The organism is Halopseudomonas sp. L-58, assembly GCF_056859475.1.
This window is the reverse complement of sequence record NZ_JBSXON010000059.1, coordinates 10,001-26,219: the sequence shown is the minus strand read 5'-3', so window position 1 is coordinate 26,219 and position 16,219 is coordinate 10,001. Positions and strand designations below refer to the sequence as shown.

The window sequence follows — 16,219 nt, the reverse complement described above, 5'->3', positions numbered from 1 at the left end:
AGCGAATTATGTCGAGATTTTTTATCGACCGCCCGATCTTTGCCTGGGTAGTCGCACTGGTCATCATGCTGGTTGGTGGGCTTGCCATCCTCAAGCTGCCGATCAATCAGTATCCGAGCATTGCTCCTCCGGCGGTCGGTATTTCCGTGTCCTATCCGGGCGCCTCTGCGCAGACCGTGCAGGATACGGTCGTACAGGTCATCGAGCAGCAGCTTAACGGCATCGACGGGTTGCGCTATATCTCGTCGGAGAGCAATTCCGACGGCAGCATGTCGATTACCGTGACCTTCAACCAGGGCACTGATCCGGACATCGCTCAGGTACAGGTGCAGAACAAGCTGCAACTGGCCACGCCGCTGTTGCCGCAGGAGGTTCAGCAGCAGGGTATTCGCGTGACCAAGGCGGTGCGTAACTTCCTGATGGTCGTTGCCGTGGTATCTGAAGACGGCAGCATGGATCGCTTCGATCTGGCCGATTACATCGTCTCCAACATCCAGGACCCGATCTCGCGGACTCAGGGTGTTGGTGACTTTCAGGTATTCGGTGCGCCTTACGCCATGCGTATCTGGCTCGATCCCGCCAAACTGAACAGCTTCAACCTGATGCCGGGTGATGTCAGCACGGCAATCAAGGCCCAGAACGTGCAGGTCTCGGCCGGTCAGTTCGGCGGTTTGCCGGCGGTGCCAGGGCAGCAGTTGAACGCTACCATCCTGAGCAAGACGCGCCTGCAGACCCCGGAGCAGTTCCGCGACATTCTGCTGAAGGTCAACAGTGACGGCTCACAGGTGCGTCTGGGCGATGTGGCCAGCGTCGAGTTGGGCGCGCAGAATGCCGATATCACCGCACTCTATAATGGTATGCCGGCGTCAGGCATGGCGATCAAGCTGGCGACCGGTGCCAACGCGCTGGAGACTGCCAAGGCCATTCGCAAGACGCTGGCCGATCTGGAGCCCTTTTTCCCCGAGGGGATGAAAGTCGAGTTTCCTTACGACACGTCGCCGGTGGTGTCCGAGTCGATTCTGGGTGTTGTCAAAACCCTGTTCGAAGCGGTAGTGCTCGTGTTCTTGGTGATGTACCTGTTCCTGCAGAACTTCCGGGCGACGCTGATCCCGACCCTGGCTGTGCCGGTGGTGCTGCTCGGGACCTTTGGTCTGCTGGCGGCATTTGGTTTCACCATCAACATCCTGACCATGTTTGCCATGGTGCTGGCGATTGGTCTGCTGGTGGATGATGCCATCGTGGTGGTTGAAAACGTCGAGCGAGTCATGGCCGAAGAGGGGCTGTCGCCGCTGGAGGCAACGCGTCGTTCGATGGGGCAGATTCAGGGCGCGCTGGTGGGTATTGGTCTGGTGCTGTCTGCGGTATTTCTGCCAATGGCATTCTTCGGTGGCTCTACCGGTGTGATCTACCGCCAGTTCTCGATCACCATTGCATCGGCGATGATTCTGTCGGTGCTGGTCGCGCTGATTTTTACTCCGGCACTGTGCGCCACTATTCTCAAACCGGTGCAGAAGGGGCATACCCAGGCAGAGCGAGGCTTTTTCGGCTGGTTCAATCGGACCTTTGATCGCGGCGTAAAGCGGTACGAGGGTAGCGTAGCCTCAATTCTGCAGCGCAAGACGCCCTATTTGCTGCTCTATGTGGTGATTGTTGCACTGATGGCGTTCCTGTTTACCCGTTTGCCAAGCTCTTTCCTGCCTGGTGAGGATCAGGGTGTGCTGTTTGCCCAGGTTCAGGCTCCTGTTGGCGCGAGTGCCGAACGCACGCAGCAAACTGTCGACGCGATGCGGACGTATTTGCTTGAGCAGGAGTCGGACTCGGTCAGCTCCGTGTTCACTGTTACCGGCTTCAATTTTGCCGGCCGCGGACAGAATGCCGGTCTGGCATTTATCGGTCTCAAGCCCTGGGAAGAGCGCAATGATCCTGACCTGAGCGTCTTCGCTGTGCAGCAGCGAGCACAGCAGTATTTTGCCGGGTTCCGTGATGCCATGGTGTTTGCGTTCGCACCGCCTGCGGTGATGGAGCTGGGTACTGCCTCAGGTTTCAACGTTTATCTGCAGGATAACGCCGGCGCAGGTCATGACGTATTGATGCAGGCGCGCAATCAGTTGCTTGGCATGGCCTCGCAGAGCCCGGTGCTGGCCAACGTGCGGCCCAATGGCCAGGATGACCAGCCGCAGTTCCAGTTGATCATCGACGACGAGAAGGCCAGTGCGCTGGGATTGTCGCTGGCCGATATTAACCAGACGCTGTCGATTGCCTGGGGCTCGAGCTATGTGAACGACTTTATTGATCGTGGTCGGGTCAAGAAGGTTTTCCTGCAAGGCCAGGCTGATTCGCGGATGAATCCGGAAGACCTGCAGAAATGGTTTGTGCGCAACAGTCAGGGCGAGATGGTGCCGTTCAGTGCCTTTGCCACTGGCGAGTGGGTCTATGGCTCACCGAAGCTGTCGCGCTATAACGGTGTGCCGGCGATGGAAATACAGGGTGAACCTGGTCCTGGCTACAGTACCGGTGATGCGATGGCTGAAATCGAGCGGCTTGGTCAGCAGTTGCCCAAGGGGATCGGCCTGTCCTGGACCGGCCTGTCGTTCGAGGAGCGGTTGTCCGGTGATCAGGCGCCGGCGCTGTATGCACTGTCGCTGATTGTCGTGTTCCTCTGTCTGGCCGCGCTCTACGAGAGCTGGTCGATTCCGCTGGCAGTCATGCTGGTCGTTCCACTTGGTGTTATTGGTGCCTTGCTGGCAACACTAGGCCGTGGCCTTTCGAACGACGTGTTCTTCCAGGTCGGCCTGTTGACGACTATCGGTTTGACGGCCAAGAACGCGATTCTGATTGTCGAATTTGCCAAGGATCTGCATGAGCAGGGCATGAGTATCGGCGAAGCAGCGGTTGAAGCCTGCCGTCTGCGCCTGCGCCCGATCATCATGACCTCGCTGGCCTTTACCTTGGGGGTTGTGCCGCTGGCGCTGGCCTCCGGTGCTGGTGCCGGTAGCTCGCATGCGATCGGTACCGGTGTGATTGGCGGCATGATCACCGCTACTGTGCTGGCGATTTTCTGGGTGCCACTGTTTTATGTCCTGGTGACTCAGTGGTTCACCGAACGCAAGGGCAAGACTGACACAGCGGAGGATGCACAGTGAAACGCGGCGTATTGAGCCTTGCGGTCCTGGCTGCTCTGAGCGGCTGTTCATTGATACCGGAATATGAGCGTCCGGCACCTCCGGTGCCGCTCAACTGGAGTGAAGGTGTCGAGCAGGGGATGGAGCAGACCCCGCTCGTTGGCTGGCGCGGGTTCTTCAAGGACCCGCAGCTGCAGCATCTGATAGGTCTGGCACTGGAGAACAACCGCGACCTGAGGGTTGCGGCCTTGAACGTGCAAGCCAATCGCGCGCTGTACGACATTCAGGGTGCCGAGCGCTATCCGCAGCTTGATGCCAACGGCAGCGGCACGCGTACCCGAATGCCGCAGGATCTGTCCGGAGGCGAGCAGCGATCAATCAATTCCCAGTACTCGGCAACCCTGGGGCTATCCTGGGAGCTGGACTTGTTCGGACGCATCGGCAGTCTGCGTGAGCAGGCGCTGCAGACCTTCCTGGCCAGTGACGAGGCCCGCCGTGGCGTGCAGATCAGTCTGGTCGCCGAGGTTGCCAGTACCTACCTGACGCTGCAGGCCGATCAGGCGCTGCTGGATGTTGCCGCAGAGACTTTGAAGACCTACGAAGACAGCTACGCGTTGACCAAGCGCAGCAACGAGGTTGGCGTGGCGTCGAGTCTGGAACTGGCTCAGACCAGGACGGCGGTCGAGTCGGCCCGGGCGGTGCTGGCCCGCTATCAGCGTCAGGTCGCGCAGGATCGTAATGCCCTGACCGTGCTGGTTGGGCAGCCGTGGTCAGTAACAGCAGGCAATCCGCTGCTGCTGGACGAGCCGGTGCTTGCTCAGTTGCCGGTGGGGCTGTCCTCCGAGGTGCTATACAACCGTCCTGATGTGCTGCAGGCCGAGTACCAGTTACTGGCGGTCAATGCCAGTATCGGTGCTGCCAAGGCGGCATTCTTCCCCCGTATCAGCCTGACTGGCGCCGCCGGCACAGCCAGTAATGAGCTGTCGGGTCTGTTTGGAAGCGGGTCCGAGTACTGGACATTCTCGCCGAGCATCAGCGTGCCGATTTTTCGCGCGGGCGCCCTGAAAGCCAGTCTGGATTATGCGGAAATCAGCCGTAATCAGCAGGTTGCCCGCTATGAAGGCGTCATTCAGAGTGCCTTCCGCGAGGTTGCCGACGGGCTGCAGGCGCGGCAAACCTATGTAGACCAGGTGGCTGCCCGGCGCGCGCTGCTGGAGGCGTCGGAGGAGTATTTCCGCTTGGCGGATCGGCGTTACAACATTGGTGTCGACAGCTATCTCACGTTGCTGGACGCTCAGCGTCAGCTGTTTGAAGCCCGGCAGAGCGTGATTTCTGACCGACTGAGTCAACTGCTCAGCGAGATCAGTCTGTATAAGGCGCTGGGCGGTGGTGACTTTGCCGAGACCCGAGCCACGCAGGCTGCCAATACGGAAGGCTAGGCTTGCAGCGTGTCTGAAGCGCCGTTCAGCCTGGGCTGGACGGCGTTTTTTGTGTCCAAAAACCAAAAAAAAGCCCGCTCAGTGAGCGGGCGAAATCCGTGATTAGCCTGATGAGGAGATAACCGTTTGTCTCGCGACAATCCTGTTATCACAGCCATCTCGCGATGACTTGTTGCTAATGATAAACGTTATCATTTGCCTGTCAAGCCCAAATGAGAATTATTTCTGCGCCTGCTGCTTGTAGTGCGTCAGTTCCTTGTTCATCAGGTCGATGCGTCGGGCCATGCTTTCAATCAGGCTGTGCGCGATGCGTGGATTGCTCTGCATCAGCGCGAGGAACTGTTCCTTAGGGATCATCATGACGGTGGTCGGCACGCTGGCAATCACGGTGGCGGAGCGCTTTTCGCGGGTGAACAGGGCCATGGCACCGAAAATTTCATCTTTCTGTACGTCACCGACCTTGATGCCCTGAACGAAGGCTTCGGCGTGACCCTCGGTGATGATGAATACGTGATCAGCCTCATCCCCCTGGCGAATCAGCTCCGCTCCCGGGGCAAAGTGCTGGAACCCTGTGACCGGCCTGACTTCGGGTTGCTTGGTGTGTGCCAGTGCATCCGACATCAGTGCGGCCTGACCCAGCACATACTGGGTGAACTGCTCCTGACGGCGGCTGTCAGCGTGAATGTGCCTGAACAGGGCTTCGCGGTCGTAGGGAATCAGAGTCAGCGATTCTTCGCTCAGATAGGTGCAGGGCGCCGCATTCAGGCCCTGACGCAAGCCGATGAGGTCACCCTCCTGGATGTAGAACAATGGCTTCCCATCTATCAGTGCGTGCAGCAGACCGCTTTTGAGCAGATAAAGCTGAGCTCCGCTGACGTGATCGTAAAGGTTGTCTATCGCACCCAGTTCAATCGGTTCACCGCAGGGCTCAAGCCCCTCAAGCAGAAGTTCCGGTATGCGTTGAAGCGAGGCAATGAGCTTCTCGGCGTAGGGTGGCTGATCACCTATCAGATACATGGCTGAATTCCTTTTGTTGTTGCCCTGATACGCCGTCGGAATCACGGGGTCGGACGGGGGCGCCGACACTGCAGGATAGCGTTACATTAGCGCAGTCAGGTTGCATTACGTCAACATAAAAGGCTGCCGGTACACGGGCAAGATGATCGCGGTGCCAGTGTGAGCCAGGTCGCTTAATCCTCGCCGGTGTCGCTGCCTGTTCTGCCCTCAAGCTGCTCGAGCAACTGGCGCTTGTATGCCGGATCAAGTTCATTCCAGTGCACGTTTTGCAGGGCGCCGGCGATTGAGAACATCAGTGCCTTGGAAGCATTGAAGCCGCGCGTGCGAACGGCGCGGTAGGCCTCTACCGGCCCCAGCTGGCGGAGCTGGTCAAGGCTGTGGATGCCGGAGGCGTGCAGCCATTGCGCCGAGGTTTTTCCAAGGTTGCGCAGGCCCAGCAGTTCATCGGTATCCATAGGGGCACTCCCGCGTGGATCGTTGCGATTCTGGGGTGCTACGTGAAGACAGCAAAGGCAGAAGGCGAGATGGGCCCGGCACGGTATCCGGGCACAGAGTAATATGCGGCATGGCGTCGGGTTCGGCTTTTGTTATTAGTGATCCCGAACTGCAGTGTAGATCGACCTTGGCTATCCGTACAGCGAGCGACGGCCAGCGCTTAAAGGCGCTGGCGAAGCTGCTCGGCAATGCTGTTCATGGCTTCCTCGCTGCTGGTATCGATCTGCACAGCCAGTTGTGCCTCCTCGTCACTGAGCGGTTGCCGGGTGGTCAGTTGGTGGTGCATGACTTCAATACCTGCGTCGGAGATGTCACCGCCTTGCTGCTGGCGTTGCTCAAGCCAGTGTTCGATTACTTCCTGCGGTGCTTCGCATTGCAGAATCAGGCAGGGCGCGCCCTGATTTTCGATAGCATCGCGGACCAGGTCGCGCTGGTTCTGCTTCAGATGGGTTGCATCAACAATCACGGGGTAGCCGCTGGCGAGTATCTGGGCGGCCAGATTGGCTAGCCGCCGGTATGTTTGTTCGCTGCGTTCCGGGCTGTAAAGGCCGGACTCCAGGCTGGCATTGTCTTCGTCGCCGAACAGGCGTTTGCGCTCGACGTCGGAACGGATGCGAATGGCGCCGAGTTGCTCAACCAGCTTGACGGCCAGGGTGCTTTTGCCGCTACCTGAGACGCCGAAGGTCAGCAGGCCGAAACGCGGCGCCAGTTCGCTGTAGCTTTCGGCCAGCGCGGTATAGCTGTAGTAGCGCTGCATTGTCGCTGCCCGCTGCTCCTCGGTCATGCCGTCGTTGAGGCCGAACAGGGCAACCTTGGCTCGTACCACGGCCCGGTAGGCCTTGTAGTAGTTAAGCACTGCGAGTCCCTGGTAGTCGCCGGTCTGTTCCAGATAGGCGCTGACAAAACGGTTTGACAGGGCGTGCAGGCCGCGGTCTTCAAGATCCATGCTCATGAACGCGACATCGGCCATGACGTCGGTCCAGCGGAAGGGCTCGTTGAACTCGATGCAGTCAAACAGCGTCACTTGCCCGTCGATCAGGGTAACGTTATCCAGGTAAACGTCGCCGTGACATTCGCGGACCATACCGCCGGCCTTGCGTTCGGCGATTTGGGGAATCAGCCGCTGGTAGGTAGTATTCGCCCACTGCTCGAGCGCGTCGAGCTGTCCAAGATCCCGTGCACTGCTGAGGAAGGGGCGGATCTGTTCAAAGTTCTGGGCAACCGGGGCATGAACCTGCTCCGGCGCGCCGAACGGGGTATCGAGTTCGGCGTGTTCGATCTGGCCGTGAAAACGCGCCATAACCTGGGCAAGTTCGTCGATATGGGCGCTGGTCAGACCGCCGTCCCGCTGCAGATTGCTCAGCAGGTCCTGCTGGCGGAACTGCCGGGTCTTGACCATGTACTCGATGGCAGGACCTTCGCCGCCCAGGGTTGGTGCGTCTTCGCTGCCGGTGACGGCAATGACGTCAAGGTACAGGTCGGGCGCGATACGGCGGTTCAGACGAACCTCTTCACGGCAGAAATGCTCGCGTTGCGCCAGTGTGGAAAAGTCGAGAAAACCGAAGTTCACGGGCTTCTTGACCTTGTAGACGTAGTCGCCGGTCAGCAGTACCCAGGAAATGTGGGTCTCGATCAGAGTAAAACCGCTCACCGGGTGGTCATACAGGTCAGGGTTCTGCAGCGCAGTTAACAGGGTCTGGCTCACGACGTTTCCTTGTTTGGTCGGCAATGCGAACATTATGCGGGTTGGCTGGTCCGAGGCCAACCATAGTCAATTACCGGCGGCAGCGGCTGCGGGTTCAACGGATGCGGAGCAAGACAGACAACGATGGCTAAAAAACGCAGGTCTCGAGGCAAGGTCAAGTCCACTGGCGGGCGCCGGTTATGGGGTTGGCTGCTCAAGTTGGGACTGGTCGGCATGGTGCTGCTGGGCGCGCTCGCGGTCTATCTGGACGCGGTTGTGCAGGAGAAGTTTTCGGGCAAGCGCTGGGCCGTGCCGGCCAAGGTATTCGCGCGGCCGCTGGAACTGTACGCGGGGCGTGCCCTCACCCGTGATGACTTCCTCACCGAACTGCGTGCGCTGGGCTACCGGCAGACCAATGCGGCCAACGGGCCGGGGCAGATGGCGGTGGGCAGCAGTCGTATCGATGTCTACACCCGCGGCTTTCAGTTTTTCGAGGGCACCGAGCCAGCGCAGAAGGTCAGCGTCCACTTCAACGGTTCAACTATCAGCAGCATTGGCGGCAATCGTGACCTGGTGATGGCGCGGCTTGAGCCCATGATGATCGGCGGTATCTACCCGGCACACAACGAGGATCGCATCCTGATTCGGCTGGATCAGGCGCCACCTTATCTGGTTGATTCGCTGGTTGCTGTGGAAGACCGCGATTTTTTCAATCACTTCGGCGTATCGCCCAAGGGGATTGCCCGTGCGATGTTCGTCAACCTGACCTCTGGCAGCTTGCAGCAGGGCGGCAGCACGCTGACCCAGCAACTGGTAAAAAACTTCTTCCTCTCGGCCGACCGCAATATCGTGCGCAAAGGGCTTGAAGCCATGATGGCGGTGCTGCTGGAGTTGCACTACAGCAAGGAAGACATTCTCGAGGCGTACCTCAACGAAGTGTTCCTGGGCCAGGATGGCAATCGTGCCGTACACGGTTTTGGCCTGGCCAGTCAGTACTACTTCGCCCAACCGTTGCAGGAACTGCAGCTGCACCAGGTCGCGCTGCTGGTGGGTATGGTCAAGGGGGCGTCCTACTACAATCCGCGTCGCAACCCGGAGCGGGCGATGACCCGGCGCAATCTGGTTCTGGATCTGATGGCTGAGCAGGGCATGATCAGCCAGCAGCAGGCCAGTGATGCCAAAGGTAAGCCGCTGGATGTGACGGTTGGCGGCAGTATGGCCAACACCAGTCATCCGGCGTTTATGGATCTGGTCAAACGTCAGTTGCGTGCCGACTATCGCGATGAGGATTTGACCAGCGAGGGGCTGCGTATTTTCACCAGCTTTGATCCGTTGCTGCAGAAGAAGGCTGAAGATGCCGTGCAATCGACGCTCAAGCGCTTTGGTCAGACACCGGACAGACCGCCGCTGGAAGCGGCAATGGTGGTGACTGGCGCGCAGACCGGCGAGGTGCTTGCGCTGGTAGGCGGCAGCAATCCGCGTTTCTCCGGTTTCAACCGGGCGCTTGATGCTTCGCGGCCAATCGGCTCGTTGATCAAGCCCGCGATCTATCTGACTGCCCTGGAAAAGCCGGAGCGCTATTCGCTGATTACTCCGATTGACGATGAGCCGATTACCCTTGAGGCCGAGCCCGGCAAGACCTGGTCTCCGCAGAACTATGATCGGCAGAGCCACGGGCAGGTGCCGCTCTATATGGCCCTGGCCAAGTCCTACAATCAGGCCGCGGTGCGTGTTGGCGTGGATGTTGGCGTGGACAATGTGCTCAATACTGTCCGGCGGCTTGGTGTTGACCACGACTGGCCGGCCTATCCGGCGATGCTGCTGGGGTCTGGCGCAATGACCCCCATGCAGGTAGCCGATATGTTTCAGACCATCGCCAATGGCGGATTCAATACGCCGCTGCGTGCAATTCGCAACGTACTGACTGCCGAGGGCGAGCCGCTCAAGCGTTATCCGTTCGAGGTGCGCCAGCGCTTTGATTCGGCGACGATCTACCTGACTCAGGAAGCCATGAGTCATGTCATGAGTGAAGGCACCGGTCGTTCGGCCTACAGCCATGTGCCGGCGAACGTGCGACTGGCGGGCAAAACCGGCACAACAAATGACCTGCGCGACAGCTGGTTTGCCGGCTTCTCTGACGATCTGGTCGCCGTGTCGTGGATCGGTCGTGATGACAACAGTCAGACGCGACTGACCGGTGCGACTGGCGCGCTTCAGGTTTGGAACGCGTTTATGGGGCAGGCGCATCCGCAGAGCCTGTCGGCAGTGCCGCCGGGTGGTGTGGTTTCGGCCTGGGTTGACCCCGCGACCGGGCTTGGCAGCGATCCGTCCTGCGAGGGCAGCGTCGAGTTTCCGTTCCGCGCCGGTTACGAGCCACTGCCTGGCCCGGGATGCCGGCCGGTGATCGATACCGAGGTCCTTCGAGACGGTGCCAATCGTGTGCTGGATACCATTCGCGACTGGCTGCGTTGAGCTGCTCTCAGTATGCTGTTGCGAATCCCGGTTCAGATGATTCAGCAGAGGAACAGACGTGAAGATGATTAAACAGGCTGCACTGACTGCAGCCGTCCTGGCGGTGCTGTCCGGTTGTACCGTTTCGGGCGGGGCGATCCCGGTAGTGGATTCGGGGCGCCCGGTATCCAATGAGGATATGCGCACCGGTGCGGGCAGGGTCGTCGGCAGTTCTCCGCAAACCTCTGCGCCGCAGGATAGTGGCGTGGTCGTGATGGTTCCGGATGGTGCTGGCGGCTCCAGTGCCGTGCAGTCCTACCCGCTGGACAGTCAGCCGGTGTTTTCGACCGATGTCGGCGGCGCCGCTGCAGGCACAGCCGGTAGCAGCACTGGCAGCAGTACCGGCGGCAGCTCCGTGCTGCAACCCGATGAGCAGCTTTCCGGCCCGGTGCTGGCGTTGCTGACGACTGCGCGGCAACAGGAAGGCAGCGGTGATCTCAATGGTGCCAATGCCAGTCTGGAGCGAGCCATGCGCATCGCTCCGCGCGAACCTCAGGTGCTGTATCGGCTGGCGCAGGTGCGGTTGCGTCAAGGGGATGCCGCCCAGGCAGAACAACTGGCACAGCGCGGTCTGACCTACGCGTCCGGCCGTCCAGCCCTGCAGGCCGGGCTTTGGGAGCTGGTCGCGCAGGCGCGTGATGCGCAAGGCAATAGCGCTGGTGCCGAACAGGCGCGTCAGCGGGCTCGCGTTTCGCTTTGAGTGCGGCTACCGGACAGGCCTTGCTCAATGCGCTTGGCGAACTTGAGCAAGTCCTTCGCGAGCTGGGGCTCTGGTCGCAGACAGCTCCGGAAGACTGGCGCCTGGAGAGTCAGGAACCATTCTGTGTTGATACTCTTGCCTTCGAGCATTGGCTGCAGTGGGTGCTCATACCGCAGATAACGATGCTCATTGAGCAGGGGCGGCCACTGCCCGGTGAGTGTCGGCTGCATCCGATGGGTGAGCAGGTTTTTGCTCACCTCGGTCGTCGACGCGAAAGTCTGCTGGCTGCTCTGATCAGTATCGATCACCTTGCTGCCCGCTGGGCTGAGGCTGTCCGTCAGTCCTGACAGTACTTCTGCAAGTCTGAGCGAGTTTCGGCGATCATGGCCTGTCGCTCATCTTCACCTATGCGCTCAACCGTGCCGTCCGGCAAGGTGCGACTCAGTCGCGGGTTGTTCTCCATCGTGGTAAGGCGATTGCGCTGTGATGCACAGTACGCTTCAAGCTCCGCTTTGGCAGCGGCCTCATCGACTGCCGGGGATACATCGTTTGTCGCTGGCTCCGGGCTGTCACTGGTCACAGGTGGGTTCGGCTGCGCCGGCGCACCCAGCTCCGGCACGGGTGCAACGTTCATGCGCTGATATTGACTGTCTGGCGGAGGTTGCTGGCTGAACTGTGTCACGCCATTTTCATCGACCCATTTGTACAGCTGGGTCGCCATTGCGCTGCTGCAGCCCAGGGCCAGTAGGAAGGTGATCATCAACTTGCGCATGGTTCTAGCATCCTTGTATTGCCGCGAAATAAGCGTTGCCCGCTACCGAGTGCGGATCCTCTTGACAAGGTATATCCCTTGGTAGGGGTTTTCTGCAACTTGGCTTGACTTGTACGTCTTGAGTGTAAACAATTCGTGGTTCTCATGAGTCAGCTGTTTTCGGAGCACACCCCGCGTTCGTGACGGCTGATTTTGTTGCTCATTCCGGGAGGCGAAACCCGTCGCCACCTGGCCTGGCACCCGCACGCGCTACCTCGCGCTGGGTGAGGTGATTCCGAAACAGCAGGAATGCGCCTCCAAGCACGTAGTCAAAGCTGATGCAGTACAACCACCGTTGTTCTGCGCTGCCGAGCAGTAAACAGGTATCCTGCTGCCCGCCATGTTGGTGGTCGGCATGCTAGAGGTGATTCAAAAGTGGAGCTTTTATCCGGCGCTGAGATGGTCGTCCGCTCATTGCGTGACGAGGGTGTTAAATACATCTACGGGTACCCGGGCGGTGCCCTTCTGCATATCTACGATGCCATTTTTCGGCAGGATGACGTAGAGCATATTCTGGTTCGCCACGAACAGGCCGCAGCCCATATGGCTGATGGTTACGCGCGCGCCACCGGCAAGCCCGGTGTGGTGTTGGTGACCTCCGGTCCGGGCGCGACCAATACCATTACCGGTATTGCGACTGCCTACATGGATTCCATTCCGATGGTCGTCATCTCCGGTCAGGTTGCGAGCAACATGGTGGGCTCCGATGCCTTCCAGGAAACCGACATGGTCGGCGTCTCCCGCCCGATCGTGAAGCACAGCTTCATGGTCAAGGATCCGCGCGAGATTCCCGAGGTCATCAAGAAGGCCTTCTATCTGGCTCAGAGTGGTCGTCCTGGCCCTGTTGTCATCGACATTCCCAAGGACATGACCAATCCGGCCGACAAGTTCGAGTACAGCTACCCGAAGAAGGTCAAGCTGCGCTCCTATAATCCGGCTACCCGCGGTCATTCCGGCCAGATTCGCAAAGCCGTCGAGATGATGCTGGCGGCCAAGCGTCCGGTCATCTACTCCGGTGGCGGGGTCATTCTGGGTGGAGCATCAACTCCTCTGACCGAGCTGGCCAAGGCGCTGAATGTGCCGGTTACCAACACGCTGATGGGCTTGGGCGCATTCCCTGGCACCGATCAGCAGTTTGTCGGCATGCTGGGTATGCATGGCAGCTACACCGCCAACCTGACAATGCATCACGCGGATGTAATCCTGGCGGTCGGCGCACGATTTGATGACCGCGTCATCAACGGTGAGGACTCTTCCAAGTTCTGCCCGAACGCCAAGATTATTCATATCGATATTGATCCGGCGTCTATCTCCAAGATGGTCAAGGCCGATATTCCGATCGTCGGTCCGGTCGAGAGCGTGCTGACCGAGATGGTTGCGATCCTCAAGGAGATCGGTGAAACACCCGATCCTGATGCGCAGGCAACCTGGTGGAAGCAGATCGACGAGTGGCGCGGCGATGGCGCGCTGTTTCCCTATGACAAGGGTGACGGCAGCATCATCAAGCCCCAGGCCGTGATCGAGGCGTTGTGGGAAGTCACTGGAGGCGATGCCTTCATCACTTCTGACGTTGGCCAGCACCAGATGTTCGCGGCGCAGTACTACCGCTTTGACAAGCCCAATCGCTGGATCAACTCCGGCGGCCTGGGGACCATGGGCTTCGGCTTTCCGGCAGCCATGGGCGTGCAGCTGAATTTTCCGGAGGCCACCGTCGCCTGTGTTACCGGCGAAGGCAGTATCCAGATGAACATTCAGGAGCTCTCGACCTGCCTGCAGTACGACATGCCGGTCAAGATCGTCAATCTGAACAACGGTGCGCTCGGCATGGTCCGCCAATGGCAGGACATGCAGTACAACAGTCGCTATTCGCACTCCTACATGGATTCGCTGCCGGACTTCGTCAAGCTGGCCGAGGCCTATGGTCACGTGGGTATTCGCATCACTGATCCGAAGGAGCTCAAGAGCAAGATGGCTGAAGCGTTTGCCATGAAGGATCGACTGGTCTTCCTGGACATTGCGGTTGATACCAGTGAGCACGTCTACCCGATGCAGATTCGTGGTGGCGCGATGCGTGATATGTGGCTGAGCAAAACGGAGCGCACCTGACATGAGACACATCATTTCCGTTCTTCTGGAAAACGAGCCAGGCGCGCTCTCTCGGGTGGTTGGTCTGTTTTCGCAGCGCAACTACAACATCGAGACGCTGACGGTTGCGCCGACTGAAGATCCGACCTTGTCGCGCCTGACGCTGACAACCGTCGGTCAGGATGAGGTGATCGAGCAGATCACCAAGAACCTCAACAAGCTGATCGAAGTGGTGAAGCTGGTCAACTTGTCCGAAGGTGCCCACATTGAGCGCGAGTTGATGCTGGTCAAGATCAAGGCTACCGGCGCTCAGCGTGCCGAGGTCAAGCGGACGACTGATATCTTCCGCGGTCAGATCGTGGATGTGTCACCGAGTGTCTATACCGTGCAGCTGACTGGAACCAGCGACAAGCTGAACAGCTTTGTCGAGGCCATCGGTCCGACGTCGGTACTGGAAGTTGTGCGCACTGGGGTATCGGGTATCGCCCGCGGTGAAAAGGTTTTGAGTATCTAAACTAATGGGTTGCGGGCCAGATGGCCCGCTCAGTAAGCAGGGGAATTTCATGCAAGTCTATTACGATAAAGATTGTGATCTGAGCATCATCCAGGGCAAGAAAGTTGCCATCATCGGCTACGGTTCGCAGGGCCACGCGCACGCCTGCAACCTGAAAGACTCCGGCGTCGATGTAACTGTTGGCCTGCGTCCTGGTTCCAGCTCCATCGCCAAGGCTGAGGCCCATGGCCTGAAGGTCAGCGATGTGCCGGCCGCTGTTGCAGCAGCTGACGTTGTCATGATCCTGACCCCGGACGAATTCCAGTCTCAGCTGTACAAGGCCGAGATTGAGCCCAACCTGAAGCAGGGCGCTACCCTGGCCTTCGCTCACGGCTTTGCTATCCACTACAACCAGATCGTTCCGCGTGCTGACCTTGACGTCATCATGATCGCACCGAAAGCGCCGGGCCATACTGTGCGCTCGGAGTTCGTCAAGGGCGGCGGTATTCCTGACCTGATCGCGATCTTCCAGGACGCGTCCGGCAATGCCAAGAACGTTGCGCTGTCCTACGCCAGCGGTGTGGGCGGCGGTCGTACCGGCATCATCGAAACTACGTTCAAGGATGAGACCGAAACCGACTTGTTCGGTGAGCAGGCTGTTCTGTGTGGCGGTGCTGTCGAGCTGGTCAAGGCCGGTTTCGAAACGCTCGTTGAGGCAGGCTACGCGCCGGAAATGGCCTACTTCGAATGTCTGCACGAACTGAAGCTGATCGTCGACCTGATGTACGAAGGCGGTATCGCCAACATGAACTACTCCATCTCCAACAACGCGGAGTATGGTGAGTACGTGACTGGCCCGGAAGTCATCAACGATGAGTCCCGTGCAGCCATGCGCAATGCCCTGAAGCGTATTCAGGACGGTGAGTACGCCAAGATGTTCATCGCTGAAGGTGCTCACAACTATCCGTCGATGACTGCTGCCCGTCGTAACAACGCGGCGCACCCGATCGAGCAGGTGGGTGAGAAGCTCCGCGCAATGATGCCGTGGATTGCTTCGAACAAGATCGTCGACAAGTCCAAGAACTAAGTCGAGCGATAATGAAAAACGCGGCTTTCAAGCCGCGTTTTTTTATGTCCGAACGCGGAGCTGAACTGGTTATTTGTTTGTCAAATTGCCACACTGTTCAGCCCGGCAATGTTGCAAGGTAACTCTATGACAGAACATCAAATCAAAGACCATGACACCGAGGTAGAAGGTGCACACGCGCTGCTGCCGATTGATGAGCACGTCGAAGAGGTGTCAGGGCCAGACGGTCGTAAGATTCGTCACAAAGGAATTTATCTGCTGCCCAATCTGTTTACCACGGCGGCGCTGTTTTCCGGCTTTTACGCCATTGTCAGTGCAATGGACGGCAACTTCACCCATGCGGCGGTCGCCATTTTCATTGCCATGGTGCTTGATGGCCTGGACGGCCGCGTTGCGCGTCTGACCAACACCCAGAGTGCCTTTGGTGCCGAGTACGACTCGTTGTCGGATATGGTCGCTTTCGGCATCGCCCCAGCTGTTGTTGTGTTCAGTTGGGCGTTGACTGATTTGGGTAAGGTGGGGTGGGTGTTTGCGTTCATCTACGTAGCGGGTGCTGCACTGCGTCTGGCTCGCTTCAACACGCATATTGGTGATGACGATAAGCGTTACTTCACCGGGTTGCCGAGCCCATCGGGGGCGGGGCTCGTCGCCGGCATGGTCTGGTCACTGAGTGACTTCGGTGTTGACGGCAATGATATTGCTCTGTTGGTTGGCATACTCACTGCGCTAGGCGGCTTGCTGATGGTCAGTAACTTCCGCTACTACAGCTTCAAGG

The 16,219-nt window shown here is 59.0% G+C and carries 13 protein-coding genes (1 of these 13 only partly in view); 9 read left to right on the top strand and 4 right to left on the bottom strand.

All coding sequences use genetic code 11. The features are described 5' to 3' along the window. Positions 1-8: 8 nt before the first annotated feature. Together AC13EY_RS09205 and AC13EY_RS09200 are read left to right on the top strand one after the other, a co-directional pair. Entirely contained in the window at positions 9-3,143 is a 3,135-nt protein-coding gene (locus AC13EY_RS09205) for an efflux RND transporter permease subunit (protein ID WP_233048355.1), read from the top strand. After that, entirely contained in the window at positions 3,140-4,561 is a 1,422-nt protein-coding gene (locus tag AC13EY_RS09200; protein ID WP_335599009.1) for an efflux transporter outer membrane subunit, read from the top strand. Before AC13EY_RS09205 ends, AC13EY_RS09200 begins: the two co-directional genes overlap by 4 nt. 219 nt (positions 4,562-4,780) lie before the next feature. On the opposite strand, the gene AC13EY_RS09195 is transcribed toward AC13EY_RS09200, so the two are convergent. From AC13EY_RS09195 to AC13EY_RS09185, 3 genes are all read right to left on the bottom strand, one after another. Next, positions 4,781-5,578, bottom strand: coding sequence for a cyclic nucleotide-binding domain-containing protein (locus AC13EY_RS09195; protein ID WP_228246890.1), 798 nt, complete (start codon positions 5,576-5,578; stop codon positions 4,781-4,783). Positions 5,579-5,751: 173 nt separating this feature from the next. Beyond that, positions 5,752-6,033, bottom strand: coding sequence for a TfoX/Sxy family protein (locus AC13EY_RS09190; protein ID WP_228246891.1), 282 nt, complete (start codon positions 6,031-6,033; stop codon positions 5,752-5,754). Positions 6,034-6,233: 200 nt separating this feature from the next. Then, a complete protein-coding gene (locus AC13EY_RS09185; protein WP_233048353.1) occupies positions 6,234-7,778 on the bottom strand; it encodes a bifunctional aminoglycoside phosphotransferase/ATP-binding protein in 1,545 nt (514 codons plus the stop codon). A 123-nt stretch (positions 7,779-7,901) separates the two neighbouring features. On the opposite strand from AC13EY_RS09185, the gene mrcB reads away from it, so the two are divergent. The 3 genes from mrcB (at position 7,902) to AC13EY_RS09170 (ending at position 11,315) form a co-directional block, all read left to right on the top strand. After that, positions 7,902-10,229, top strand: a complete 2,328-nt coding sequence (mrcB, locus tag AC13EY_RS09180) for a penicillin-binding protein 1B (RefSeq protein ID WP_233048352.1) — start codon at positions 7,902-7,904, stop codon at positions 10,227-10,229. A 64-nt stretch (positions 10,230-10,293) separates the two neighbouring features. Next, entirely contained in the window at positions 10,294-10,968 is a 675-nt protein-coding gene (locus tag AC13EY_RS09175; RefSeq protein ID WP_276530410.1) for a tetratricopeptide repeat protein, read from the top strand. 20 nt (positions 10,969-10,988) lie between these two features. Beyond that, the gene (locus tag AC13EY_RS09170; RefSeq protein WP_233048351.1) at positions 10,989-11,315 is read left to right on the top strand and encodes a YqcC family protein; all 327 of its coding nucleotides are present in this window, start codon (positions 10,989-10,991) and stop codon (positions 11,313-11,315) included. On the opposite strand, the gene AC13EY_RS09165 is transcribed toward AC13EY_RS09170, so the two are convergent. Further along, the gene (locus tag AC13EY_RS09165; RefSeq protein ID WP_233048350.1) at positions 11,306-11,740 is read right to left on the bottom strand and encodes a DUF4124 domain-containing protein; all 435 of its coding nucleotides are present in this window, start codon (positions 11,738-11,740) and stop codon (positions 11,306-11,308) included. The two genes, AC13EY_RS09170 and AC13EY_RS09165, sit on opposite strands and share 10 nt — an antisense overlap. A gap of 414 nt (positions 11,741-12,154) precedes the next feature. Here AC13EY_RS09165 and AC13EY_RS09160 point away from each other — a divergent pair, with 414 nt between their 5' ends. The 4 genes from AC13EY_RS09160 to pssA all read left to right on the top strand — a co-directional run. Then, complete coding sequence (locus tag AC13EY_RS09160) at positions 12,155-13,885, top strand: acetolactate synthase 3 large subunit (RefSeq protein ID WP_233048349.1); 1,731 nt, start codon at positions 12,155-12,157, stop codon at positions 13,883-13,885. A 1-nt stretch (position 13,886) separates the two neighbouring features. Continuing rightward, complete coding sequence (gene ilvN / locus AC13EY_RS09155; protein WP_088276445.1) at positions 13,887-14,378, top strand: acetolactate synthase small subunit; 492 nt, start codon at positions 13,887-13,889, stop codon at positions 14,376-14,378. Between the two features lie 49 nt (positions 14,379-14,427). Beyond that, a complete protein-coding gene (ilvC, locus tag AC13EY_RS09150) occupies positions 14,428-15,444 on the top strand; it encodes a ketol-acid reductoisomerase (RefSeq protein WP_088276446.1) in 1,017 nt (338 codons plus the stop codon). Between the two features lie 126 nt (positions 15,445-15,570). Continuing rightward, on the top strand, positions 15,571-16,219 hold the 5' portion of the coding sequence (pssA, locus tag AC13EY_RS09145) for a CDP-diacylglycerol--serine O-phosphatidyltransferase (protein WP_233048348.1). Its footprint extends 182 nt past the window's final position; 649 of the gene's 831 nt are visible here — the first part of the coding sequence; the start codon lies at positions 15,571-15,573; its stop codon lies beyond the right edge, outside the window.